This is a genomic window from Methylobacterium organophilum (assembly GCF_022533465.1).
Lineage (GTDB): Bacteria > Pseudomonadota > Alphaproteobacteria > Rhizobiales > Beijerinckiaceae > Methylobacterium > Methylobacterium organophilum.
Genome location: NZ_CP092848.1, coordinates 5,020,898 through 5,042,865, shown reverse-complemented (window position 1 = coordinate 5,042,865; position 21,968 = coordinate 5,020,898). Strand labels below are relative to the sequence as shown.

The 21,968-nt window shown below is 71.0% G+C and carries 30 protein-coding genes; 20 read left to right on the top strand and 10 right to left on the bottom strand.

All coding sequences use genetic code 11. The features are described 5' to 3' along the window. The first annotated feature begins 61 nt into the window (after positions 1-61). The 9 genes from MMB17_RS23870 to MMB17_RS23830 all read left to right on the top strand — a co-directional run bounded on the left by MMB17_RS23870 (position 62) and on the right by MMB17_RS23830 (position 5,477). Complete coding sequence (locus MMB17_RS23870; protein ID WP_238310200.1) at positions 62-265, top strand: hypothetical protein; 204 nt, start codon at positions 62-64, stop codon at positions 263-265. Between the two features lie 171 nt (positions 266-436). Further along, positions 437-670 carry a light-harvesting antenna LH1, beta subunit gene (gene pufB, locus MMB17_RS23865; RefSeq protein WP_238310105.1) on the top strand — a complete coding sequence of 78 codons (234 nt, stop codon included), beginning with the start codon at positions 437-439 and terminating at the stop codon, positions 668-670. A gap of 13 nt (positions 671-683) precedes the next feature. Then, complete coding sequence (gene pufA, locus MMB17_RS23860; protein ID WP_238310106.1) at positions 684-872, top strand: light-harvesting antenna LH1, alpha subunit; 189 nt, start codon at positions 684-686, stop codon at positions 870-872. Between the two features lie 110 nt (positions 873-982). After that, complete coding sequence (pufL, locus tag MMB17_RS23855; protein ID WP_238310107.1) at positions 983-1,810, top strand: photosynthetic reaction center subunit L; 828 nt, start codon at positions 983-985, stop codon at positions 1,808-1,810. A 23-nt stretch (positions 1,811-1,833) separates the two neighbouring features. Beyond that, entirely contained in the window at positions 1,834-2,811 is a 978-nt protein-coding gene (pufM, locus tag MMB17_RS23850; RefSeq protein WP_238310108.1) for a photosynthetic reaction center subunit M, read from the top strand. Beyond that, positions 2,808-3,905, top strand: coding sequence for a photosynthetic reaction center cytochrome PufC (gene pufC, locus MMB17_RS23845; RefSeq protein WP_241100496.1), 1,098 nt, complete (start codon positions 2,808-2,810; stop codon positions 3,903-3,905). The genes pufM and pufC overlap by 4 nt, the downstream gene beginning before the upstream one ends. A gap of 318 nt (positions 3,906-4,223) precedes the next feature. Then, positions 4,224-4,406 carry a hypothetical protein gene (locus MMB17_RS23840; protein ID WP_238310147.1) on the top strand — a complete coding sequence of 61 codons (183 nt, stop codon included), beginning with the start codon at positions 4,224-4,226 and terminating at the stop codon, positions 4,404-4,406. Beyond that, entirely contained in the window at positions 4,406-4,771 is a 366-nt protein-coding gene (locus MMB17_RS23835; protein ID WP_241100495.1) for a hypothetical protein, read from the top strand. The genes MMB17_RS23840 and MMB17_RS23835 overlap by 1 nt, the downstream gene beginning before the upstream one ends. Positions 4,772-4,880: 109 nt before the next feature. Then, complete coding sequence (locus MMB17_RS23830) at positions 4,881-5,477, top strand: cysteine hydrolase family protein (RefSeq protein ID WP_241100494.1); 597 nt, start codon at positions 4,881-4,883, stop codon at positions 5,475-5,477. 27 nt (positions 5,478-5,504) lie between these two features. Here MMB17_RS23830 and MMB17_RS23825 read toward each other — a convergent pair whose 3' ends face one another. Next, complete coding sequence (locus MMB17_RS23825; RefSeq protein WP_238310144.1) at positions 5,505-5,900, bottom strand: VOC family protein; 396 nt, start codon at positions 5,898-5,900, stop codon at positions 5,505-5,507. A gap of 137 nt (positions 5,901-6,037) precedes the next feature. On the opposite strand from MMB17_RS23825, the gene MMB17_RS23820 reads away from it, so the two are divergent. Beyond that, the gene (locus tag MMB17_RS23820; RefSeq protein WP_241100493.1) at positions 6,038-7,024 is read left to right on the top strand and encodes a tyrosine recombinase XerC; all 987 of its coding nucleotides are present in this window, start codon (positions 6,038-6,040) and stop codon (positions 7,022-7,024) included. A 157-nt stretch (positions 7,025-7,181) separates the two neighbouring features. Further along, the gene (locus MMB17_RS25310) at positions 7,182-7,316 is read left to right on the top strand and encodes a hypothetical protein (RefSeq protein ID WP_276518051.1); all 135 of its coding nucleotides are present in this window, start codon (positions 7,182-7,184) and stop codon (positions 7,314-7,316) included. A gap of 10 nt (positions 7,317-7,326) precedes the next feature. Here MMB17_RS25310 and MMB17_RS23815 read toward each other — a convergent pair whose 3' ends face one another. Both MMB17_RS23815 and MMB17_RS23810 read right to left on the bottom strand, forming a co-directional pair. Continuing rightward, entirely contained in the window at positions 7,327-8,781 is a 1,455-nt protein-coding gene (locus MMB17_RS23815; RefSeq protein ID WP_241100492.1) for a sodium:solute symporter family protein, read from the bottom strand. Continuing rightward, a complete protein-coding gene (locus tag MMB17_RS23810; protein ID WP_238310140.1) occupies positions 8,778-8,978 on the bottom strand; it encodes a DUF3311 domain-containing protein in 201 nt (66 codons plus the stop codon). The genes MMB17_RS23815 and MMB17_RS23810 overlap by 4 nt, the downstream gene beginning before the upstream one ends. Before the next feature lie 146 nt (positions 8,979-9,124). On the opposite strand from MMB17_RS23810, the gene MMB17_RS23805 reads away from it, so the two are divergent. The 4 genes from MMB17_RS23805 to MMB17_RS23790 are packed head-to-tail and all read left to right on the top strand — an operon-like array spanning position 9,125 to position 12,575. Continuing rightward, entirely contained in the window at positions 9,125-9,697 is a 573-nt protein-coding gene (locus MMB17_RS23805; RefSeq protein ID WP_241100491.1) for an aminotriazole resistance protein, read from the top strand. Between the two features lie 45 nt (positions 9,698-9,742). Further along, positions 9,743-11,275: an ABC transporter ATP-binding protein gene (locus tag MMB17_RS23800; protein WP_241100490.1), complete on the top strand. Its 1,533-nt coding sequence runs from the start codon at positions 9,743-9,745 to the stop codon at positions 11,273-11,275. Then, positions 11,272-11,946 carry an energy-coupling factor transporter transmembrane component T family protein gene (locus tag MMB17_RS23795; protein WP_238310137.1) on the top strand — a complete coding sequence of 225 codons (675 nt, stop codon included), beginning with the start codon at positions 11,272-11,274 and terminating at the stop codon, positions 11,944-11,946. Before MMB17_RS23800 ends, MMB17_RS23795 begins: the two co-directional genes overlap by 4 nt. After that, complete coding sequence (locus MMB17_RS23790; protein WP_238310136.1) at positions 11,943-12,575, top strand: phosphoribosyltransferase family protein; 633 nt, start codon at positions 11,943-11,945, stop codon at positions 12,573-12,575. The genes MMB17_RS23795 and MMB17_RS23790 overlap by 4 nt, the downstream gene beginning before the upstream one ends. Before the next feature lie 119 nt (positions 12,576-12,694). Here the strand turns inward: MMB17_RS23790 and MMB17_RS23785 are convergent, their stop codons facing one another. Continuing rightward, complete coding sequence (locus tag MMB17_RS23785) at positions 12,695-13,600, bottom strand: hypothetical protein (protein ID WP_241100489.1); 906 nt, start codon at positions 13,598-13,600, stop codon at positions 12,695-12,697. 275 nt (positions 13,601-13,875) lie between these two features. Between MMB17_RS23785 and MMB17_RS23780 the strand changes: the two genes are divergently transcribed. Next, complete coding sequence (locus tag MMB17_RS23780; RefSeq protein WP_238310134.1) at positions 13,876-14,472, top strand: superoxide dismutase; 597 nt, start codon at positions 13,876-13,878, stop codon at positions 14,470-14,472. 192 nt (positions 14,473-14,664) lie between these two features. Then, the gene (locus MMB17_RS23775; RefSeq protein ID WP_241100488.1) at positions 14,665-15,399 is read left to right on the top strand and encodes a sigma-70 family RNA polymerase sigma factor; all 735 of its coding nucleotides are present in this window, start codon (positions 14,665-14,667) and stop codon (positions 15,397-15,399) included. A gap of 6 nt (positions 15,400-15,405) precedes the next feature. Here MMB17_RS23775 and MMB17_RS23770 read toward each other — a convergent pair whose 3' ends face one another. After that, positions 15,406-16,185 (bottom strand): SDR family NAD(P)-dependent oxidoreductase, encoded by a 780-nt coding sequence (locus MMB17_RS23770; protein ID WP_241100487.1) that lies wholly within the window; start codon positions 16,183-16,185, stop codon positions 15,406-15,408. Between the two features lie 118 nt (positions 16,186-16,303). On the opposite strand from MMB17_RS23770, the gene MMB17_RS23765 reads away from it, so the two are divergent. Next, on the top strand, positions 16,304-17,209 hold the full coding sequence (locus MMB17_RS23765; protein ID WP_241100486.1) for a LysR family transcriptional regulator: 906 nt from the start codon (positions 16,304-16,306) through the stop codon (positions 17,207-17,209). A gap of 52 nt (positions 17,210-17,261) precedes the next feature. Here the strand turns inward: MMB17_RS23765 and MMB17_RS23760 are convergent, their stop codons facing one another. Next, complete coding sequence (locus MMB17_RS23760) at positions 17,262-18,008, bottom strand: glucose 1-dehydrogenase (RefSeq protein ID WP_238310130.1); 747 nt, start codon at positions 18,006-18,008, stop codon at positions 17,262-17,264. Between the two features lie 107 nt (positions 18,009-18,115). Here MMB17_RS23760 and MMB17_RS23755 point away from each other — a divergent pair, with 107 nt between their 5' ends. Next, positions 18,116-18,490, top strand: a complete 375-nt coding sequence (locus MMB17_RS23755; protein ID WP_241100485.1) for a helix-turn-helix domain-containing protein — start codon at positions 18,116-18,118, stop codon at positions 18,488-18,490. Here MMB17_RS23755 and MMB17_RS23750 read toward each other — a convergent pair. From MMB17_RS23750 to apaG, 4 genes are all read right to left on the bottom strand, one after another. Beyond that, the gene (locus MMB17_RS23750; protein ID WP_241100484.1) at positions 18,424-19,233 is read right to left on the bottom strand and encodes a helix-turn-helix transcriptional regulator; all 810 of its coding nucleotides are present in this window, start codon (positions 19,231-19,233) and stop codon (positions 18,424-18,426) included. The two genes, MMB17_RS23755 and MMB17_RS23750, sit on opposite strands and share 67 nt — an antisense overlap. A 268-nt stretch (positions 19,234-19,501) precedes the next feature. After that, positions 19,502-19,726 carry a hypothetical protein gene (locus MMB17_RS23745; protein ID WP_238310127.1) on the bottom strand — a complete coding sequence of 75 codons (225 nt, stop codon included), beginning with the start codon at positions 19,724-19,726 and terminating at the stop codon, positions 19,502-19,504. A gap of 94 nt (positions 19,727-19,820) precedes the next feature. After that, positions 19,821-21,014: an acetylornithine deacetylase gene (argE, locus tag MMB17_RS23740; RefSeq protein WP_238310126.1), complete on the bottom strand. Its 1,194-nt coding sequence runs from the start codon at positions 21,012-21,014 to the stop codon at positions 19,821-19,823. Beyond that, positions 20,992-21,384 (bottom strand): Co2+/Mg2+ efflux protein ApaG, encoded by a 393-nt coding sequence (apaG, locus tag MMB17_RS23735; protein ID WP_238310125.1) that lies wholly within the window; start codon positions 21,382-21,384, stop codon positions 20,992-20,994. Before apaG ends, argE begins: the two co-directional genes overlap by 23 nt. 112 nt (positions 21,385-21,496) lie before the next feature. On the opposite strand from apaG, the gene MMB17_RS23730 reads away from it, so the two are divergent. Further along, the gene (locus tag MMB17_RS23730; RefSeq protein WP_241100483.1) at positions 21,497-21,943 is read left to right on the top strand and encodes a hypothetical protein; all 447 of its coding nucleotides are present in this window, start codon (positions 21,497-21,499) and stop codon (positions 21,941-21,943) included. Positions 21,944-21,968 lie beyond the last annotated feature (25 nt).

Genomic DNA, 21,968 nt, shown 5'->3' with positions numbered 1-21,968 from the left:
CATCCATCGCCCGGCGCCCGCCGCCGCGCGCAACCCGGAGAGACCGGCCATGCAACGTTCGATGCCGTCGCCGTCGCGCCTGCACGCGGAGGCGTTCCAGTTCCGGCTCATCCTGGCCGCGACCTACCCGTTCTTCCTGGCCGCGGCCCTGTTGCAGCGCCTGCTGCCGCAGCGGGGCCCGCGCTACCCGGCGCCGCGCCGCTCCGTCTTCGCGGAGGCCCGCGCCATGGCCGTCTCCGCCATCCCCTTCGCCTTCATGGGCTGAGCCTGGGGTGATCTTCGGGCCGGTCCCCGGGCCGGCTCACGGGGTGAGTTCGACCCCGCGAAGCTTCCGTCCGCTCACACGGGAGGAAGATTGCCGCGGCGACCTCGGCGCCACGGCAGAACCCGCAGCGGTCCCTCGGGGCCGCAGCCAAGAGAAACGGAGGTTCCATCGATGGCAAGCGGAGTATCCACCGAGAGACCGAGCAGCCTGTCCGGGCTGACGGAAGCCGAAGCCAAGGAGTTCCACGCGATCTTCCTGACGAGCTTCATCATCTTCACGGCGATCGCCGTGGTCGCCCACATCCTGGTCTGGCTGTGGCGGCCCTGGCTCCCCGGCCCGCAGGGCTACGCCTCGCTCGACGGCGTGACCGATGCGGCCCGGGCGCTCGCGACGATGATCGGCTGAGGGAGGCCCGACCATGCACAAGATCTGGCTTCTCTTCGATCCGCGGCGGACCCTCGTCGCGCTGTTCACCTTCCTGTTCGTCCTGGCCCTGCTGATCCACTTCATCCTGCTCAGCACCGACCGGTTCAACTGGCTGGAAGGCCCCAAGGCCGCCAAGGCGGCGGCCGCGCACAGCCTCGTCCTCCCGACGATGCCCTCCTGACGGAGCGGCCGCGTCGCGCCTCGACGAGACGCGCCCGCGGACGGGCCGCCGGGTCTCCGGCCCCGCCCGCGGAAACCTGAACCCCCACCTCCAGCGCGAGGGCTGCCGCCATGGCGATGCTGAGCTTCGAGAGGAAATACCGCGTCCGCGGCGGCACCCTGATCGGCGGCGACCTGTTCGATTTCTGGCTGGGGCCGTTCTATGTCGGCTTCTTCGGGGTGACGACGATCTTCTTCTCCGTGCTCGGCACGGCGCTGATCGTCTACGGGGCCGCCCTCGGCCCGACCTGGAACATCTGGCAGATCAACATCGCGCCCCCCGACCTGAAATACGGGCTGGCGCTGGCGCCGCTGAAGGAAGGCGGCCTCTGGCAGATCATCACCTTCTGCGCGGTCGGGGCCTTCGGCTCCTGGGCGCTGCGCGAGGTCGAGATCTGCCGCAAGCTCGGCATCGGCTACCACGTGCCCTTCGCCTTCTCGGTGGCGATCTTCGCCTACGTGACCCTGGTGGTGATCCGCCCGTTCCTGATGGGCGCCTGGGGCTACGGCTTCCCCTACGGCATCCTGAGCCACCTCGATTGGGTCTCGAACACCGGCTACCAGTATCTCCACTTCCACTACAATCCGGCGCACATGCTGGCGGTGTCGTTCTTCTTCACGACGACCTTCGCCCTGGCCCTGCACGGCTCGCTGATCCTGTCCTCGACCAACCCGCCGCGCGACAGCGACGTGGTGAAGACGCCCGAGCACGAGGACACCTATTTCCGCGACACGATCGGCTACTCGATCGGCACCCTCGGCATCCACCGCCTCGGCCTGTTCCTGGCCCTCTCGGCGGGCTTCTGGAGCGCGGTCTGCATCGTGATCAGCGGTCCGTTCTGGACGCGCGGCTGGCCCGAATGGTGGGGCTGGTGGCTCAATCTCCCGGTCTGGCGCTGACCGGCGGAAGGGAGGACGCGCCGATGACCTATTACCAGAACATCTTCACCCAGGTGCAGGTCCGGCCGGTCGAGCCGGAGCGCGGCATCCCCGTCGCCACGGACAACCGTGTCGGCAAGGCCTTCAACAGCTACCTGTTCGGCCTGTTCGGCAACAGCCAGGTCGGGCCGATCTACGGCGGCTATCTCGGCGCCCTGTCCCTGACCTGCGGCCTGATCGCCTTCGAGATCATCGGCCTCAACATGTGGGCGAGCGTGAACTGGGATCCGATCCAGTTCGTGCGGCAACTGCCCTGGCTCGCCCTGGAGCCGCCGCGCCCGCAATACGGCCTCAAGGTGCTGCCCCCCCTCGCCGAGGGCGGCTGGTGGCTGATCGCCGGCTTCTTCCTCACCACCTCGATCCTGCTCTGGTGGGTGCGGATGTACCGCCGGGCCCGGGCCCTGGGGCTCGGCACCCACGTGCCCTGGGCCTTCGCCTCCGCGATCTGGCTCTACCTCGTGCTCGGCTTCATCCGGCCGCTGCTGATGGGCTCGTGGTCGGAGGCGGTGCCCTTCGGCATCTTCCCCCATCTCGATTGGACCGCGGCCTTCTCGCTGCGCTACGGTAACCTGTTCTACAACCCGTTCCACATGCTCTCGATCGTCTTCCTCTACGGGTCGACGCTGCTCTTCGCGATGCATGGCGGCACCATCCTGGCCTGCTCCCGCTACGGGGCCGAGCGGGAGATCGACCAGATCGTCAACCGCGGCACGGCCACCGAGCGGGCCGCCCTGTTCTGGCGCTGGACCATGGGCTTCAACGCCACCATGGAATCCATCCACCGCTGGGCCTGGTGGTTCGCGGTGCTCACCACCCTCACCGGCGGCATCGGCATCCTGCTCACCGGCACGGTCGTCGACAACTGGTACCTCTGGGCGGTCAAGCACGGCGTCGCCCCCGCCTATCCGCACGTCTTCGGGCCGGTGACCGACCCGCTCAATCCGGCCGGAGGCACGCCATGAGGACGCTGCTCGTTGTCGCCGCCGGCGTGGTCGCGCTGTTCCTGACCATCGCCCAGTTCGGCACCGCCGGCTGGACGAAACCGCCCATCCTCGCCCAGCAGCACGGCTTCCGCGGCACCGGCATGGACCAGATCCAGACCCGCCGGGAGGCCGAAGAGATCAAGGCCGCCAACCTGCCGCCGACCCCGGCCGATCCGGTCGAGGCCGGCACCGACAAGGCCGGCGCCGTCTACCAGAACGTGAAGGTGCTCCAGGACGTCAGCGTGGAGGAGTTCAACCGGCTGATGACCTCGATGACGGAATGGGTCAGCCCCGAGCAGGGCTGCACCTATTGCCACAACACCGAGAACATGGCCGACGACAGCCTCTACCAGAAGAAGGTCGCCCGGCGGATGCTGCAGATGGTGCAGCACATCAACACCGCCTGGAAGGAGAAGCATGTCGGCGAGGCCGGCGTGACCTGCTACACCTGCCATCGCGGCCAGCCGGTGCCGCAGCATGTCTGGTTCGACAATCCGGGGCCGACCTACAAGACCGGCTTCAAGCCCCGCAACAACGGCCAGAACCTGGCCTCCCCCTCCGTCGGCCTGTCCTCGCTGCCCTACAACACCCTCGAGACCTTCCTGGCCAAGAAGGACACCGACCAGAACCTGATCCGCGTCAACGCCACCACGGCCCTGCCCGAGAGCAAGGGCAAGCCGATCCAGGACGCGGAGAAGACCTACGGCCTGATGATCCACATGTCGGAATCGCTGGGGGTGAACTGCACCTACTGCCACAACACCCGGGCGATCTCGAACTGGTCGCAATCGACCCCGCAGCGGACGCTCGCCTGGCACGGCATCCGGATGGTGCGCGACCTCAACGGCGACTACATCACGCCGCTGACCGCGACCTTCCCGGCCAACCGCCTCGGCCCGACCGGGGACGCCCCGAAGATCAACTGCGCCACCTGCCATAACGGCCAGAGCAAGCCGATGGCCGGGGCCCATGTGGTCGAGCCCTATCCGGAACTCGCCAAGGTGACGGAGACGGGCGAGGCACCGAAGGCGCCCGACACCCAACCGGCCGAACCGACCCCCGCGCCGCAATAGCCGGCCTGGGGCGGATCGCGGCTTTCGCCCCGATCCGCCCCCGCCCTTCCTCGCCCCCTGGGCGAGGGGGACCGCGCGTGAGCGCAGTGGAGGGCCAAGCCGGGCTGAGACGGGACATCTCGGGACCGCCTTCTCCGTCCGCTTCGCGGCCGCCTCTCCCAAGGGGAGAGGAAAGACGCGTGACACGTGAACGTCGTCGTATCCCCGCGAGGGAGCCCTCCGAAACCGATCGCCGTTGAGCCGGACACGGACCGGATTTCGCGTGACAGGCATCGGGTTCCCGTCGTTTTAGGAACCCGGTCAGGACGGGAGGGACGCATGGCCGAGGATCCGCAGCAGAGCGAGGCCTATCGCGCGGGCAAGGCCGCCGCGGAGGCGCGGGAGCCGCGCTCGCGCAACCCGCATCCGCCGGGCAGCCCGGAGCACGAGGCCTGGCAGGCGGGCTTCGCCGCCGTCACCGCGCCGGACGAGATCGCCGACGACATCGCGGATTTCGCCTGATGCGGGCCGTGCTCGCGGGCGCCGGCCTCGCGCTCCTCGCCCTCGCTCACCCGGTATCGGCCCAGGAGGCAGCCCAGCAGGCGGCGAGAAAGCCCCTGGTGATCCCGCAGGAGGCCGGGGCGCGGCAGGGCCGCGTCGTCGGCCGGGCGATCCTCTGCGGCGTCGCTCCGGAGCGGGTCGACGCCCTGCTGCGGAGCCGGCGCGAGGCGATGCAGCGGGCGGTCGGGGTGGCCCTGACCCAGGAGCGCTACGTGCTCGCTCTCAACGACGCCATCGCCTTCGAAACGAGCCTGCCGAAGCCGGAGGCCCCGGCCTTCTGCGAGACGGCGCTCGCCGGCTTCGCCGCCCTGGAGACGGGCGAGTAGGGCGCCCGCGCCGGGCGGGGCGGCGCTCCGACCCGGCCGAAAGTTCGATTGACGGCGGCCGGGCCGGGGGGCTGTGCTGGCCGCGCCATCACCACGGAGAAAAACGCCCATGGCCGATCTGAAGACGCTGCGCGAGGTGTCCGGGCTCGTGTCGGAGCCGGCGGGGCTGAAGGGCTCCGCCCTGGTGCTGATCGACCTGCAGAACACCTATCGCCAGGGGCTGATGACGCTCGAAGGCGTCGAGGCGGCGGTGCGGGAGGCCCAGACCCTGCTCGGCCGGGCGCGGCAGGCGGGCATCCCGGTCTTCCACGTGCGCCACGATGCCGGCCCCGGCTCGCCCTACGACGTGAGCGCGGCCATCGGCCAGATCAGCGACGAGGTCGCCCCGATTCCTGGCGAGCCGGTCGTCACCAAGAACTATCCGAGCTCCTTCGTCGGCACCGACCTGCAGCAGAAGCTGGAGGCGGCCGGAGTGAAGGACGTGATCCTGGCGGGCTTCATGACGCATATGTGCGTCAACTCCACCGCCCGCAGCGCCTTCAACCTGGGCTTCCGCCCCACCGTGGTCGCCGCCGCCACCGCCACCCGCGCCCTGCCGGGGCCGGACGGCAGCATCGTCCCCGCCGCCGCCCTCCAGGCCGCGAGCCTCGCGGCCCTGGGCGATTTGTTCGCGGTGATCGCGCCCACGGGGGCGGAGATCCGCTGAGGCGGCTTTTTGGGGAGTGGGCCGCGCTCAGACGAACCGGCCGCCGCGCTGGATGACCTCGATCTTGTAGCCGTCCGGATCGGTGGTGAAGAAGAACTTCGCGAGCGGCGTGTCGCCGTGCTTCAGCGCCTTCACGGGGGTGGCGGGCAGGCCCTCGCGTTCGAAGCGGGCATGCTCGGCCTCGACATCCTCCACGGTGACGGCGAAATGCCCGTAGCCGTCGCCGAGATTGTAGGGCTCGCTGCGGCCCTTGTTCACCGTCAGCTCCAGCTCGAAGGGCGAGGACGGGTCGCGCAGGTAGATCAGCGTGAAATCCGGGAAGTCGATCCGGTCCGCCACCGCGAGGCCGAAGGCGCGGGCGTAGAAGTCGCGCGAGCGCTGCTCGTCGAGGACGCGGATCATCGAGTGGACGGGCTTGGACATGGAGGTTCCTCGAAGTCGGTTCGCGGCGCGCCGGCCGGGCCGGGGCGCCCCGCCCATCTGGCGCGAATGGGGCGCGACGGAAAGGCCCCGTCATCCTTAACGGTACGTCAACCTTACGGGGCGTCTCTGGGGGCGCGATGCTCGCCCCGAATCCCCACGGACCCGACGCCGCCGGCCTCTTGCCCCCGGGCGATGCCGGCCTGCAGGCCGCCTTCCTCGGCTGGCGGGACGCCCTCGTCCGCGAGCGGCGCATGGCGGGCAACACGGTCGAGGCCTATGCCCGCGACCTGCGCCAGTTCCTCGTCCATCTCGACCAGCGCCGCGGCACCCCGACCCTCGCCCTCATCACCGCCCTGACGCCGCGGGACTTGCGCGCCTTCATGGCGGCGCGGCGGGCGGAGGGCATCGGCGGGCGCTCGCTGATGCGGATGCTCGCGGGCCTGCGCTCCTTCGCCCGCTACCTGGAGCGGGAGGGGCATGGCGGCGTCGCGGCCCTCGGCGCGGTGCGCTCGCCCAAGGTCGAGCGGCGCCTGCCGCGCCCCCTGCCGGTGCCGGCGGCCCTGGCCATGACCCGGGCCGAGACGAGGGCCGGCGAGGCCAAGGAACCCTGGGTGCTCGCCCGGGACGCCGCGGTGATCGCGCTGCTCTACGGCTCCGGCCTGCGCATCTCCGAGGCCCTCGGCCTCACCCGCAAGGACGCGCCCCTGCCGGGGATCGACGAGGTGCGGGTGACCGGCAAGGGCGGCAAGGTGCGCGCCGTGCCGGTGCTGCCCGCGGTGGCGCAGGCGGTCGCCGATTACCTCGCCGCCTGCCCCTACCCTCTCAACGAGGAGGACGCGCTCTTCGTGGGCGCCAAGGGCGGCCCGCTCTCGCCGCGGGTGGTGCAATACGCCGTCGCCAGCCTGCGCGGGGCGCTCGGCCTGCCCGACAGCGCGACGCCGCACGCCCTGCGCCACTCCTTCGCCACGCATCTGCTCGCCCGCCAGGGGGAGCTGCGGGCGATCCAGGAGCTGATGGGCCACGCCTCGCTCTCGACCACGCAGCTCTACACCAAGGTCGACGCCGCCCGCCTGATGAGCGCCTTCGAGGCCGCCCATCCCCGCGCCGGGCGCGTGGTCCCGTGAGCGCGATGCCGCGCCCGGGACGGAAAACCGTGACAAGCCGGCTCGAAATTCCAGTGGAGCCGTCCCGCGACCTTTGTCTCGCCGCGATTGCGTGGCGCTATGGTTACCAACAAGGCGGCCCGGCTTCTCGGTCCGCCTCGCCGATCAGGAGCAGCCCATGCCCGTCGTTGGCCTCTGCGTCGCAGTCCTTCCTGTCATCGCCGTCCTTGCCGTCACCGCCGTGGTGAAGACGCTGCTCCTGCCGGTCTCGGCGGTGCGCGTGCTGGCCCGGTCCCGCGCCAGCCGCGCCTAGCCGGTTCGGCTCAGGCGGCCGCCCCGGCGCGCCGCGTCGCGAGGCTGACGAGCAGGGCGACGGCGACGTTCAGGATCAGCGCCACGGCGCCGATATTGACGTCCTGGATCGCCCCCGGCAGCCCCGGGAACAGGCTCGCCATGGTCCAGCCGCCCGAGCTCGTCACCGCCACGGTGCCGACGCCCGCGAGGATGCCCGCCATGGCCCCCGCCTTGGTCAGCGGGTTGCGGGGCAGCAGGCTCGCGAACAGGGCCGGGAAGAGCTGGGTGACGAAGCTGTAGCCCATCAGCAGCAGCTGCACGATCGTCTCGCCCCCGTGCAGGGTGAAGGCGACGCAGACCAGCGCCAGCACCGGCGCCGTGAGCCGCGCCAGGGTGCCCGTGGAGGCATCCGCCCGCCCGCGCAGGAGCGGGCGCAGCAGGGTGTTGGCCGTGAGCGTCGCCCCCGCGATCAGGATCATCGAGCCCGGCACCAGGGCCGTGAACACGCCGGTCGCCCCGATCACCCCGACGAACCACGGCGGGAAAGTCTCCAGGGCGATCTTGAACAGCGACAGGTCGACATCCGGCCCCTTCAGCCCCGGCACCTGCAGCACCGCGGAGAAGCCTGCGAAGAACACGAACAGCAGCATCAGCTGGTAGAGCGGCAGCAGCACCGCGTTGCGGCGGAACACCCCCGGCTCCCGCGCCGTGTAGAGCGAGGCGAAGGTGTGCGGGAACATCCAGCCCCCGAGGGCCGTGAGCAGCGTCGTCGAGGCGAACCAGGAGGCGCTCTGGCCCCGCTCCGGAAGGGCGAGGAAGCCGGGCTTGGCCTGGTCGATCGCCCGGAACATCTCCCCGATGCCGCCATAGTAGTGATACGGCAGGTAGATCCCCAGGAAGACGACCACGCCGAGGATCATCATGTCCTTGAGCACCGCCGTCCAGGCGGAGCCGCGCACGCCGGAGACCGTCACGTAGACGGTGACGACCGCCGCCCCGATCCAGATCGCCACGGTCGGCGGGATCGCGCCGTAGGAGGCGGTGGACACGATGATGCCGAGGCCCTTCAACTGCAGCACCATGTAGGGGACGAGGGAGACGATCCCGACCAGGGCCACCAGCACGCCGAGGCCCGGGCTGTCGTATTTCGCGGCGAAGAAATCCGGCTGCGAGAACAGGTTGCGCGCCTTGGCGTAGCGCCAGATCGGCGGCAGCAGCCAGTAGGAGATCACGTAGATCAGGCTGAGATAGCAGAGGATGTAGTAGGTCGGGCCGCCCTTGCCGTAGGCCCAGCCCGAGCCGCCGAGGAAGGCGAAGGTGGTGTAGATCTCCCCCGCCATCAGCAGGAAGACCAGAGCCGTGCCGAAGCCGCGGCCGCCCACGCTCCACTGCTCCATGTCCATGTCGCGGCCGGCCCGGGCCAGCAGGCCGAGGCCGAGGGCCACGAGGACGGCCAGCCCGATGATCGGAAGCGCCGCGTTCATCGGTCGGAGCCCGGGCGGTTGGCCGGATCGGTGAGGTAGATCACCCCCATGATCGCCGCGGTCGCCACCGTGCAGCCGACGAGCCAGGCGAGCAGGAACGGCATGCCGAGCACCAAAGGCTCGACCCGGTTGAACACGAAGGGGCCGCCGAGCATGCCGAGAAACGGCAGCAGGCCGAGCCATTGCAGGTGCTTCATGCGCGATTCGGTTCCGTCTTGAGCGGAGATGCCGGGAGAAGAGGCAGGGGACGGGCCAAGGTCCATGATCCGCCGCGACGGTCAAGCTGGCACATGGCTTGCGGATCTTTCCTGCGGATGGATGACCATCATCCGGAGTGATCGCCATGCAATCGTCGGCCGCCAGCCCTCCCGAGGGCAATGTCCTGTTCCCCCTCGTCCTGTCGCTGGCCGGCGCCGCCGCCACCGGCGTGCTCTGGGCCTATGCCAACCCGATCCAGCTGGTGCCGGGCGTCATCCAGTGGCGCATCTTCGCCTTCCTGCCGCCGCTGATCGGCGTGCTGCTGGGCGCGCGCAGCGGCTTCATCGCCGGCTATCTCGGCACCATCGTCTGGTCGCTGCTGGCCGGCACCTTCATCCCCGCCCATTCGCTGATCGTCGACGGCATCATGGTGGGCCTGACGGGCTTCGTGCCCGGCTTCCTGTTCGATCCCGGCAAGCAGACGACGGACAAGGTCTGGCTCGCCAAGCTCGCCGCCACCTGCCTCGCCGTGGGCCTCGTCATGGTCGTCGCCGTCTCGGCGAGCCTCGCCTATCTCGGCATCTTCCCGTTCTGGTGGGCGGTCACCTATCTCGGCCTGTCCGACGTGGTGCCGATGCTGGTGGGCACGCCGCTCCTGGTTCTGCCCGCCACGAAGGTGCTGGAGAGCGCCCATCCCGGCGGCTTCACCCGGTTCTGACCGCGGCGGACCGGAGGACGGCCAGGGTTCGGACATTCAAGGTACGTGGCGTTGCTCGACATCCAGGACCTGACGGTCGGCTTCGGGGCGAGCCGGCCGGCGCTCGATCGGATCGGCCTCGCCCTCGGGGAGGGAGAGGCCGCCCTCGTCTGCGGGGCAGGCGCCTCGGGAAAATCCGTGCTGCTCGCCGCCGCGGCCGGGGTGATCCCGCGGCTGGTGAAGCCCCGGTTGTGGCAGGGGGAGGTGCGCCTGCACGGCGCGCCGCTCTCCGGCCTGGGGGCCGCCGACCTGTTCCGCACCGTGAGCCCGGTCTTCCAGAATCTCGACGACCAGCTCTGGAACCTGAGCGTCGAGGACCTGATCGCCTTTCCCCTCGAGAACCGGCGGATGGAGCGGGCGGCCCTGCGCCGCCGCATCGCCGAACTGATGGATCTCTTCGCCCTCTGGCCGCTCTCGGGTCGAATGGTGCTCGACCTGTCCGGGGGCGAGCGGCGCATGGTGGCGCTGGCGGCGGCGCTGGCCGGGCGGCCGCGGCTCCTCGCCCTCGACGAGCCGACCACTGGCCTCGACCCGGCCGCCCGCGTCCGGCTGCTCGGCATCCTGACCGCCCTGCGGGCCGCGCCCGAGGCCCCGGCGCTCCTCGCCGCCGACCAGGACGCCGCCGCCCTGGCCCCGGCCATGGACCGCATCGCCTTCCTGACGGAGGGCCGCCTCGGCGCCGCCCTGCCCCGGGCGGAGGCGATGGCCCGCCCGGGGTCCTGGCACGAGGCCGGCATCCTGCCCCCTTCCCGCCGGCGGCCCTGCCGGGCGCAGGGCGCGCCGGGGGAGAGCCTGCTCGACGTCTTCGACCTGCGCTCGGTCCTGCGCCGCGGCACCGGGGCGCCGGTGCTCGACGCGGTCAGCTTCGGCCTTCGCCGCGGCGAGGTGCTGGGCCTCGTCGGCCGCAACGGTGCCGGCAAGACCACCCTGTTCCAGACCGTGCTCGGCCTCGCCCGTGCGGCGGCGGGGCGGATCCTGATCGCCGGGGAGGAGGCCCGCGACTGGACGCCGGCCAGGCGGGCCCGGCGCATCGGCTACATGCCGCAGAACATGCGCCGGGTGCTGTTCAACCTCAGTGTGATCGACGAGGCGGCCTTCGCGGTCTGCGCGGAGACGCGCCGCCTCAAGGAGCCCGCGGTGGTGGCGCGGGCGCGCGCCGCCCTCGACACCTACGGCCTCGCCAGGAAGGCGGAGGCCAATCCCTTCGCGCTCTCGGCCAGGGAGCAGGCGCTGCTCGGCCTCGCCTGCCTGGACGCGGCGGAGAGTCCCGTCGCCATCCTCGACGAGCCCCTGCTCGCCCGCGATGCCCTCGGCCGGGCCATGCTGGAGCGCTTCCTGGCCGTGGGCCGGGCGCAGGGGCGGGCCGCGATCCTGATCTCGCACGACCTCGAACTCGTCGACGACGTGGCCGACCGGGTCATGATCCTGGAGGAGGGCCGGATCGGCTTCGACGGCCCGACGGCGGAGGCCTGGGCGGCGCCGGCCTTCGCCCGCCTCGGCTGGCCGCGGCCCTATGCGGATCTGGAGCGCGCCGCATGAGCACGCTTTTGCGCCTGAACTTCTTCGTGAAGCTCGCCGGGGCCTTCGCGGTGATGCTCGCGGCCTGGCTCGCGCCGCAGGCCTGGATGACCGCGGCCATCGCCGCCCTCGTCGTCCTCGTCCTGAGCCTGCTGCGGCTGCCGGGGCTGCGCGGCTACCTGAAGGGCGCGGCGATCCTCGTCGTGCTGGTGGTGGCCTCCTGGCTCCTGAACCTGTCGCTGCAGGGGATGCCGTTGCCCGAGGCGGCGCTCACGGCGCTGCGCATGGCGGCGCGGCTGGTGGCCACGACGGGCGCCTTCTTCTTCGTGGTCGAGACCAGCACCCCCGGCGCGATCATGGCCGCGGCGAGCGCGGCCCGGTTGCCGCCGACGGCGACGCTGGTGCTCTCGCTGATGTTCGGCATCGTGCCGATGCTGCGCCGGGAATTCGAGCAGATCGCCGATGCGCAGCGCGCCCGCGGCCTCGACATCGACGCCGCGCCCTTCCACCTGCGCCTGCGCTTCGCCCTGGCCCGCGGCGTGCCGCTGCTGGTGCAGGCGGTGCGCATGGCGCACGCCATCTCCGTCTCCCTCACCGTCTCCGGCTACGATACCCGGGCGAAGCGCACGAGCTGGCGCGGCGTCGGGCTCCTCGTCGAAGACCGCCTGCCCCGGAAACCCGCCCAGCCATGACCTCCGCCGAGCCCCCCTTCACCGGCCATGCCTGGCCCGTCGACGTCGCCGGCTATCCGCTCGACCTGCCGATCGTGGCGATCAAGCCGGATTTCGCGATCTCGCTGATGATGATCATCGATCTCGGCGTGCGCTTCGGCGCCCATATCGGGCAGAAGCTCGCCGAGAAGCTGGCGCCCCTCGAACCGGAGGTGGTGGTGGGGGCGGCGACCCTCGGCATCCCCGTCGCCATCGAGGTGAGCCGGGCGCTCGGCCTGAACGACTACGTCGTGCTGCAGAAATCGCCCAAGCTCCATCTCGCCAACGCCCTGACCCAGCCGATCCGCTCGATCACCTCCCATGGCGAGCAGCGCCTGCTCCTCGACCCGCGGGCGGTGCCCCTGCTCGCGGGCAAGCGCACGGTGGTGGTGGACGACGTGATCGCCAGCGGCGGCAGCCTCAAGGGCTCCGTGGCGCTCGCCCGCCAGGCGGGGGCGGAGGTCGTCGGCATCGGCGTGGTGCTGACCGAGGCCCATGACTGGGAGCCGGTGCTCGGCCCCGACGCCGCCCTGGTGCACAGCCTCGCCCATATCCCGCAATTCGCCCCCGACGGGGCGGGCGGCTGGGCGCCGATCCCGGCGACGCTCTGAGGGGAAGGGGACTCCTTCGGCCGCGTCCCGCCCCTCTCCGCGGACTGTCGGAGAGAGGGCAGGAAAGACCGTCGCGGAGATCGGTCAGCCGCTTAAGAGAAAGGGAGGCGGTCCCCGCCTCACGCGGCGCCGCGGGCGTTCGCCTCGCCGCCGGAATCGACGAAGGTCTTCAGCTCTTCGAGGGAATCGAAGGTGAAACGGCCGCGCGGGGTCTCGGCCTCGATCTTGCCGTCCGAGAACATCACATAGGTGTTGCCGCCGGAGGAATAGGTGCCGACGACCTGGCGCTCCTCCGCCCGCGGCGCGGCGGCTTCGGGCGCTTCCGGCGTCTCGGGCGCCGCCGGAGCGTCCTCGGCCACGGCCGGCTCCGGGGCGGGCTCGGAGGCCGGCGGGGGCGCGTCGAGGGCCGGGCGCAGCTCGGCGGCGAAGAGGTCCTCGTCCTCCGGCCGCTCTTCGCCCTCCGGCAGGAATTCGGGCTCCGCCGCCTCGTCCGAGGCCGCATGCAGGGGCTCCGGGGCCGCGGCCTCCGCCTCGGGCGGCAGCAGGTCGGGCAGCAGCGGCTCCTCCGCCCGCGCGGCGGCGTCCTCGGGCGCCGGGTCATTGCCGGGCAGGGGCGGATCGTCGAAGACCGGCTCCGGCCCGCGCAGGCCCGCGCCAAGACCCACGCCCAGGCCGGCCGCACCCACGGTGAGGCCGGCGAGCCCTGCCGCGCCGGCCAGGGCCGGGCGCTCGGCCGGAAGGCTCGGCGGCGCCAGCGTCACGCTCTCGGAGGGATGCGGCAGCGGAGGCAGGGCGGGGGCGGACGCGCGGGGCGCCGCGCCGCCGGCGAGCAGGCGCTCGATCCGCCCCAGGCGCAGGGCCAGCACCGCCAGGCCGAGCAGGATCACTCCGGCGGAGGCCGCGGTGGAGCCCCCCACCACCATGGCGAGCCCGCTCTCCAGCCTCACATAGGGGAAACCCTGGATCACGGCGGCGGCACCGCCGATGATCATGACGAGGCTGAGCGCGAACAGCGCGATGATCATGGTACTCTCGGGCAAACGGCCGTCACTTCGGAGCGGCACGATAAGGCGTTGGTGCGGTTTTTCAAAACCGCACGACGATGTTTTCCGCCTCATCAGCGGTGGACGGCGCGCCCTGACGGCCATTTCGGGCGAAGGTGCGGCGTTGCCGCGGCGCACCCAGCGACTTACGTAACCGCGGGCCGCCCCGGCGGCATGCACGCGAATCCGGCGGGACCGCCGGAGGGAAGCGGTGCAGGACGACCCTGCCGCGGGGCCCGAACGACCCGGAGAGACGCATGACCTTCACCCTCCCCGAGCTGCCCTACGCCTACGATGCGCTGGGGCCGTACATGTCCAAGGAAACCCTCGAGTTTCACCACGACAAGCACCACAAGGCCTATGTCGACACGGGCAACAAGCTGCTCGAGGGCACCGATCTCCAAGGCAAGAGCGTCGAGGAGATCGTGAAGGCCTCCTACGGGACCAACCAGGCCCTGTTCAACAATGCCGGCCAGCACTTCAACCACCTCCATTTCTGGAACTGGATGAAGCCCAATGGCGGCGGCACCCCGCCGGCCGCCCTCGCCAAGAAGATCGACGAGGATCTCGGCGGCTTCGAGAAGTTCAAGGCGGACTTCATCCAGGCCGGCATCGGCCAGTTCGGCTCGGGCTGGGCCTGGCTCGCGGTCAAGGACGGCAAGCTCCTCATCCAGAAGACCCCGAACGGCGAGAACCCGCTGGTGCACGGTGCCAAGCCGATCCTCGGCGTCGACGTGTGGGAGCACTCCTACTACATCGACTACCGCAACCGCCGGCCCGACTACCTCAAGGCCTTCCTCGAGAACCTGGTGAACTGGGAATACGTCGAGAAGCTCTACGGCGAGGCCGCCTGATCCTCGCCTGCAACCGCCGGGCGTGACCGCCCGGGCCAGGGCCGCTCTCCTCCCGGAGGGCGGCCTTTTTGTTGAACTGAAATAATTCCAGTCAGACTCCGTTCACCTGCTGACTGCCAGATAATCCCGCACCAAGTTTCCGGATAATCCCGGCACGCGGAATACCTGATTCGCGGGAGGACAGCACGAGCGATGGACGGCCGCAAACGGACACAACCTCGGGGTGAAATAGCAGAGACCGCATCGCCCGCAAGCGGGCCGGGCGCCCCGCGTCGCGGACGGCTGCCCCAGGCGGCCCGCGATCACCTCGGGGCTCAGCTGCGCGACCTCTACACCGCCGTCTCCGACACCGAGAGCCAGCGCCTCGCCGAGCTCGTCGCCCGGCTCGGCGCGGTCCTCGACGCCCTCGACGCCGATGCCCGCTCCGGCTTCGGCAAGGAGCTGATCGCCGCGCTGCCCGCCCTGCGCGGCTTCGCCCTGTCGCTGGCCGTGAGCGCCGCCAAGGCCGACGACCTCGTGCAGGAGACCATGCTGAAGGCCTGGGCGAACCGGGAGAAATTCCAGCCGGGCACGAACTTCCTGGCCTGGCTGTTCACGATCCTGCGCAACCACTTCTACAGCGAGATCCGCAAGCACCGCCGCGAGGTGGAGGATGCGGACGGCATCGCCGCCTCGGGGCTGATCGCGCTGCCCGATCAGGTCGACCGGGTCGAATTGCAGAACGTCTGGACCAACCTCGCCAAGCTGCCCGCCTCCCAGCGGGAGGCGCTGCTGCTGGTGGGCGCCCACGGCATGACCTACGAGGATGCCGCCGACCTGATCGGCTGCCAGGTCGGCACGGTGAAGAGCCGGGTCAGCCGCGCCCGCAACACCCTGGCCGACGCCCTCGGCTTCGCCGATGGGCGCCTGAGCCGGGCCTCGGTCTGAGGGCGCTCACACGATCGTCGGGGTGATGCCGCCATCGACGCGCAGGGCCGCGCCGTTGGTGGCCGCGGCCAGGGGGCTGGCGAGGTAGGCGACGAGGCTCGCCACCTCCTCCGGCTCGATCATGCGCTGGATCAGGGAGGTCGGGCGCTCCTTGGCGAAGAATTCCTGCTCGATCGCCGCCGGGGGCGCCTCCGGATCCGAGGCGACGCTGCGCAGGAAGTCCTCGATTCCCTCGGAGCGGGTGGTCCCGGGCAGCACGGAATTCACGGTGACCCGGCTGCCCCGGGTCCGGGCCGCGAGGCCGCGGGCGATGGCGAGCTGGGCCGTCTTGGTCATGCCGTAATGGATCATGTCCGGGGGGACGAGCAGGGCGGATTCGCTCGCCACGAAGACGATCCGGCCCCAGCCGCGGGCGAGCATGCCGGGGAAATAGGCCCGGGCGAGCCGCGCGCCGGAGAGCACGTTGACCTCGAAGAAGCGCCGCCAATCGGCGTCGCTGATCTCTTCGAAGGCCTTGCTCTCGTAGATTCCGAGATTGTTCACGAGGATGTCGACCGCCGGCAAGGCCGCGACCAGGGTCTCCGCGCCCTCCGCCGTGGCGGGATCGGCCGCGATGGTCCGGACTTTCCCGCCGATCTTGTCGGCCGCCGCCGCGAGCTTGTCCGGTGTGCGCCCGGTGATCGCGACCGCCGCCCCTTCCTCCGCGAGCCTCCGGGCGATCGCGAGGCCGATGCCGGCGGTGGAGCCGGTGACGAGGGCAATCTTGCCTGTGAGCTGAAGGTCCATCTCTGCACTCCGCTTAGGGGCAGCGGCCTGGGCGCGCCGCGATGGGCCGGAGATGGACGCGGGGCCCGCGGCCCGGTAGCGCTCGAACCGTCCAAGCATCTTTGAGCGGAGCGCACAGATGAGCCGGGAGCAGGCGGACCGTGCCCGGGAGATGGAGGTGCTGGCCCGCATCGTGGATTGCGGCTCCCTCTCGGGGGCGGCGCGGGCCCTCAAGCTCTCGCCCTCCGGGGTCAGCCGCATCCTCGACCGGCTGGAGGCGCGGCTCGGGGTGCGGCTCGTGGTGCGCACGACAAGGCGGCTCTCCCTGACGCCGGAGGGCGCGGCCTATCACCGGGCGGCCACGCGCATCCTGGCCGATCTCGACGAGGCGGAGCGCGAGGCGACGGAGGGCGGCGCCCTGCGGGGCCGCGTGCGGGTCGATGCCACCCTGCCGTTCGGGCAGCGTTGCATCGTGCCGCTGCTGCCGGCCTTCCTGGCGGCCCATCCCGGCATCCGGGTCGACCTCACCCTCTCCGATCGGGTGAGCGACCTCGTCGACGCGCGCACCGACGTGGCGATCCGGGTCGGGCATCTGCCCGATAGCGGGCTGATGGCCCGCAAGCTCCTCGACAATCGCCGCCTCGTGGTCGCCGCGCCCGCCTATCTCGCCCGGCACGGCACGCCGCAGGCGCCCGAGGATCTGGCCGGGCACAATTGCCTGGAGCTCAACTTCGCCCGCGCCGCCCGCGGCTGGCCGTTCCGGGTGGAGGGGGCCCGCCGCGTGGTCGCGGTCTCCGGCAATGTGGAGGCGAACAATGGCGAGACCCTGCGCGCTCTCTGCGTGGCCGGGCTCGGCATCGCCCGGCTCGGCGCATTCCTGGTGCGCGAAGATCTCGAAGCGGGCCGCCTCGTCACCCTGCTCGAAGCCCATGACAACGGCGAGACCGAGCCGATCCAGGCGCTCCATGTCGGCGGTGCCCGCGTCCCCCGCCGGGTGCGGGCCTTCGTGGATTTCCTGGCCGCCAACCTGCCCGCGACGCGGTGAGGGCGCGCGGGGCGCCGGCTCGTGCCGAAGCCGCCCCCCGCGCCCGTCGCCGTCAGCGCGTGCCGCCGCCGACGTTGATCACCTCGCCGGTCACCCAGCGGGCGTCGTCGGAGGCAAGGAAGGCCACCACGCCGGCGATGTCGTCCGGTCGGCCCGCACGGCCGAGGGGGATCTGCGCGACCAGGGCGGCCTCCATCTCCGAGCCCGCGATGCCGGCCGTGTGGGTGCCCTCGGTCACCACGAAGCCCGGGCTGACCACGTTGACCCGGATCCGGCGCGGGGCCAGCTCGTTGGCGAGGACGCCCGAGATGGCGTCCACCGCGCCTTTGGTCCCGGTATAGACCGCCATCGTCGCCGGCTGGATGCTGGTGACGACCGACGAGATGTTGATGATGCTGCTTCCCTCGCCGAGATGCTTGGTGGCGGCCTTCGTGGTCAGCAGCACGCCCAGCACGTTGATGTCGAAGTGGCGCCGGTAATGCTCCTCGGTGATCGCCTCGATCGGCGCGAATTCGTAGACGCCGGAATTGTTGACCAGCACGTCGAGCCGGCCGAACCGCGTCACCGCCGCCTCGATCAGCGCCTCCGCCTCCGCAGCCTTGGAGACGTCGCCCTGCACCGCGACCGCCTTGCCGCCCTCCGCCGTGATGGCCTCGACGACCGCGTCCGCGCCCGCCCGGCTCGACGCGTAATTGACCACGACCGCCGCGCCGTCCTTCGCCAATGCCTTGGCGATCGCCGCGCCGATCCCCTTGGATGCGCCGGTCACCACGGCGACCTTGCCGTCAAGCTTCGACATCTGTGCTAACCTTCGACATGGGAAGGCTCCGGAATGGTGCCGTTAGTCCCATAGTTCGGAATTTCGGAACTAACGGGACGCGATTCAAGCCCCCATATGGATCAATCATGAGGCCCCTGTTCCACCCCGCGATCGAGGATGTCCGGCCGGGCGCGATCCTCCACGCGCTGTCCGATCCCTGCCGCGCGGCGATCTTCGCCCGGATCGCGCGGGCGGGCTGCGTGGAGGCCTGCTCGACCCTCTCGGCGGTGGGGGACCGGGTCATCCCGAAATCGTCCCTGTCCAGCCACGTCAAGGTTCTGCGCGAGGCCGGCCTGATCCGCTGCGAGCGCCACGGCGTGGAGATGCGCAACCATTCGCGCTGCGCCGAGGTGGAGGCCCGCTTCCCGGGCCTGCTGTCGGCGATCATGAACGCCTACGCATCCCAGGGAGACGAGGGCGCCGACGCGGTGCCGTCGGAGGAGCTGGCGGCCTCGGCCTGAGTCCCGGCGCAATCCAGCCGCGTCACGAGGACCGCGAGCTCGCTCTGCCGGTCGAGGCCGAGCTTGGCGAAGCAGGCGCGCAGATGCACCCGGATCGTGGCCTCCGACACGAGGAGGGCGCGGGCGGCCTCCCGCGGGGAGGCGCCGCGCCCGATCAGCGTCGCCGTGCCGGCCTCGCAGGGAGTCAGGCCGAGCTGCTGCAGCAGGCCCGCAATCGGCCGGATCGCGGGAGCGAAGATGTCCCTGAGCAACAGGATGGCGCCGCCCTCCGCAGGGAGGGGGCTCGCCGGGGCCGCGTCCGGCCCTCTCTGCGGGATCAGCTCGACATGGATCGGCCGGCGCGTCCCGTCGCCCTTGAGCAGCATGGCCGCCTCGCCGGGAGGGCCGATGCCCCCCGTGGCGGCGCCCAGGAGACGGTCGAAGCGCGGCCGCTCCGTCCGCCCGAGGCTGTGCAGGCAGCCGCTTCGGTCGATCCGCAGGCATCCCTTGATCAGATCGGCGGCCGCCCGGGTGACGTGCACGACCCGGGCCGAGCCGTCGAGGAAGATCGCCCCGAAGGCGATCGCGTCGAGGGAGGAGGAGCACAAAGCCGCCGGCACCCGGACCGGCTCCCGCGGCTTCAGGAAAGGGCCGCGGGCGTCGAAACCGGTGCCGAGCGTCGCCAGCACCCCCGTCCAGGCGGCGGGACCGAGCGTCGCCGCGTGACAGGCCCCGATGAGGGACGAACCTTCGGCAGCGGCCATCGCAGTCTTCGCCCCGAAGATCCCGGAGGATCCTTCGCCGGCTATAATCCAGCAATGAACAGGGGCCGCAAATCACAATCGATCATTTATTCGTGATGTTGATTTTGAATACAATTAACATTTGCTGAAATATTGTGTCTTACACAAATCGCTTCCGAGCAAAATTCTCGATCGAAAGACAGATTTCGACACTCGGATCGTATCAAAAGATCTTTTCGGATCCGGTTCGGCCGCCGGCCTGGATCTGCGGCGGCCGAGGCGGGTCCGATCAGTTCATCTCGCCATGGAGGGAATCCTGCCATCGCATGGCCGAATCCGCGTTCGGATTGCCGCTCCCGGGGGCCGGGACGGCGGTGGGGGCCGCCCGGTTCGCCTCGAGCGACACGTAAGCCGGGCGGCTGTGATGCCGTGACGGCGTCGCCATCACGGACGTGCTCGTGGATGCCAAAGCGGCAACACAGACGACGATGTCGAAGCAGCGCAACCTGGTCATGGGAACGCCTCCGTTGCGGGTCGGGTCCATGGAGGATGCGGCGCCGCACGCGGCGGCGAATACCTCATTTAAGGTAGAGAACGGCGCGCGGGGCTCAGCCCGCGCAGTCCCGGATCAGCCGGCGCAGGAAGGCCTCGCCCTTGGCGAAGGCCTCCAGGGTGATGAACTCGTCGGGCTGGTGGGCCTGGTCGATGGAGCCGGGGCCGCAGACCACGGTCGGCAGGCCGGCCCGCTGGAAGCGGCCGGCTTCTGTGGCGTAGGGCACGCTGATCGTCGCGTTCTTCTCCGCCAGCCGCAGGGCCAGACGCTCGGCCTCCGAGCCGGGATCGGGCGCGAGGCCCGGCACCGCCACCTCCTCCACCGTCTCGATGCGCCCGTAATCGCCGTAGCGGTTGAGCCGCTCGGCGGTGACGCGGGCGCAGGCTTTCGCGAAGCGCGCGGGGATCTCGGCCATGTCGAGGTCGGGCAGGCCGCGGAACTCCCAATGGAAGGCGCAGAGCTTGGGCAGGATGTTGCGGGCGGTGCCGCCCTGGATCGTGCCGACATGCACCGTGGTGGCGGGCGGATCGAAGCGGCCGGAGGCGTCGCCCCGGGCGATCATGTCGTCGGCGATGGCGTTGAGCTCAGAGACGAGCTCGGCCGCGGCCATCACCGCGTTGGCCCCGAGCATGGGCTTGGCCGAATGCGCCTCGTGCCCGTGCACGGTGGTGAGATAGGTGACGATGCTCTTGTGCGCATCCGCCACCGCCATGTCGGTCGGCTCCCCGACGATCACCGCGCCGGGGCGCGGCAGGTCGGCCCCGAAGCGGGCGATGGTGTCGGCGACGCCGAGGCAGGTCGTCTCCTCGTCGTAGGAGAGCAGGATGTGGATCGGCCGCGCCAGATCGGCGGCGAGCATGTCCGGCACCGCGGCCAGGACGAGGGCGTCGAAGCCCTTCATGTCGACGGCGCCGCGGCCATAGGCCTTGCCGCCCTCGACCCGCAGGGTGAAGGGGTCGCCCGTCCAGGCCTGGCCGGTGACGGGCACCACATCGGTATGGCCGGAGAGCACGACGCCGCCGTCGCTGTTCGGGCCGATGGTGGCGAACAGGGCCTGCTTGTCGCCGGCCGCGTTCGGCACGCGGAGATAGGAGACGCCCCAGCCGTCGAGATAGGCGGCGACGAAGTCGATCAGGGCGATGTTCGACTTCGAACTCTCGGTGTCGAAGGCGACGAGCCGGGCGAGCAGGTCGAGCGGCGCGTAGCGGTCGCCCGCGCGCATCCCGCTAATGGACGCTGCGGCGGACATGCGGCGAGTCGAGCGAGAAGGCCGGGATCTCCGCCTCGAAGCTCTCGCCGGCCGGCGTCGCCATGGTGTAGCTGCCGGCCATCAGGCCGTCGGGCGTGGTGAGGGGGCAACCGCTGGTGTAGCTGAAGGACTCGCCCGGCTCGAGCACCGGCTGCTTGCCGACGACGCCGGCGCCGCGCACCTCCTGACAGGCGCCGCGGCCGTCGATGATCCGCCAGTGCCGGGAGCGCAACTGCACCTGCTCCGGCCCGTTGTTCACGATCTCGACCGTGTAGGCGAAGAAGTAGCGGCTCTCGCCCGGGGAGGATTCCTCCTCCACGAAACGAGGCTCCACGGTCACCGTGATGCCGCGCGTCTCGGCCTTGTACATCGCGGGAAAGCGTCTCCGTGATCGGTGGCGGGCCGCGAGCGACATCCGCAACGCGACGTGGTACGTGCCGCCCCCGATGGCGTCAATCGCGGCGAAATACGACAGGGTTTGCGTGAGCGTAGGGTCGATCTCGGCCGATCCCGCTGCCGGGAAGGCGGGGGAGACGGCCGGCACGAGGCGCCTGCGCTTCGGCCTCGGAGCCGGGGCGCTGCTGCTCGTCGCGGGCCTGAGCGCCCTGGTCCATCCGCAGGTCGCCGCCCCCGCCGCGACCCTCGCCGCGGCCCTGGCGCTGGAGGTGGCCGGCCGCCTCGCCATGGCCGCCGCCACCCGGCGGGTCGGGCTCCGCGTGGCCCTGCGCGGGCTGCCCTCCCTGGTGCTCGCCGCCGGCCGGCTGCCGGGGGTCTGCGCCCTCGCCCTGCTCGTCTGCGTCGCCGCCTGGCCCGAGCGGCTGGCCCTGCTCCTCGGGCTCGCCGCGGGGCTGCTCGCCATGAGCGCCTTCGCGCAATTGTCCCTCGCCCGCATAGTGCTTTCCCTCAGGGAACAGGCAGCCGACCCTTGACGGCGGCGCCCGCGGCGCCGATGCC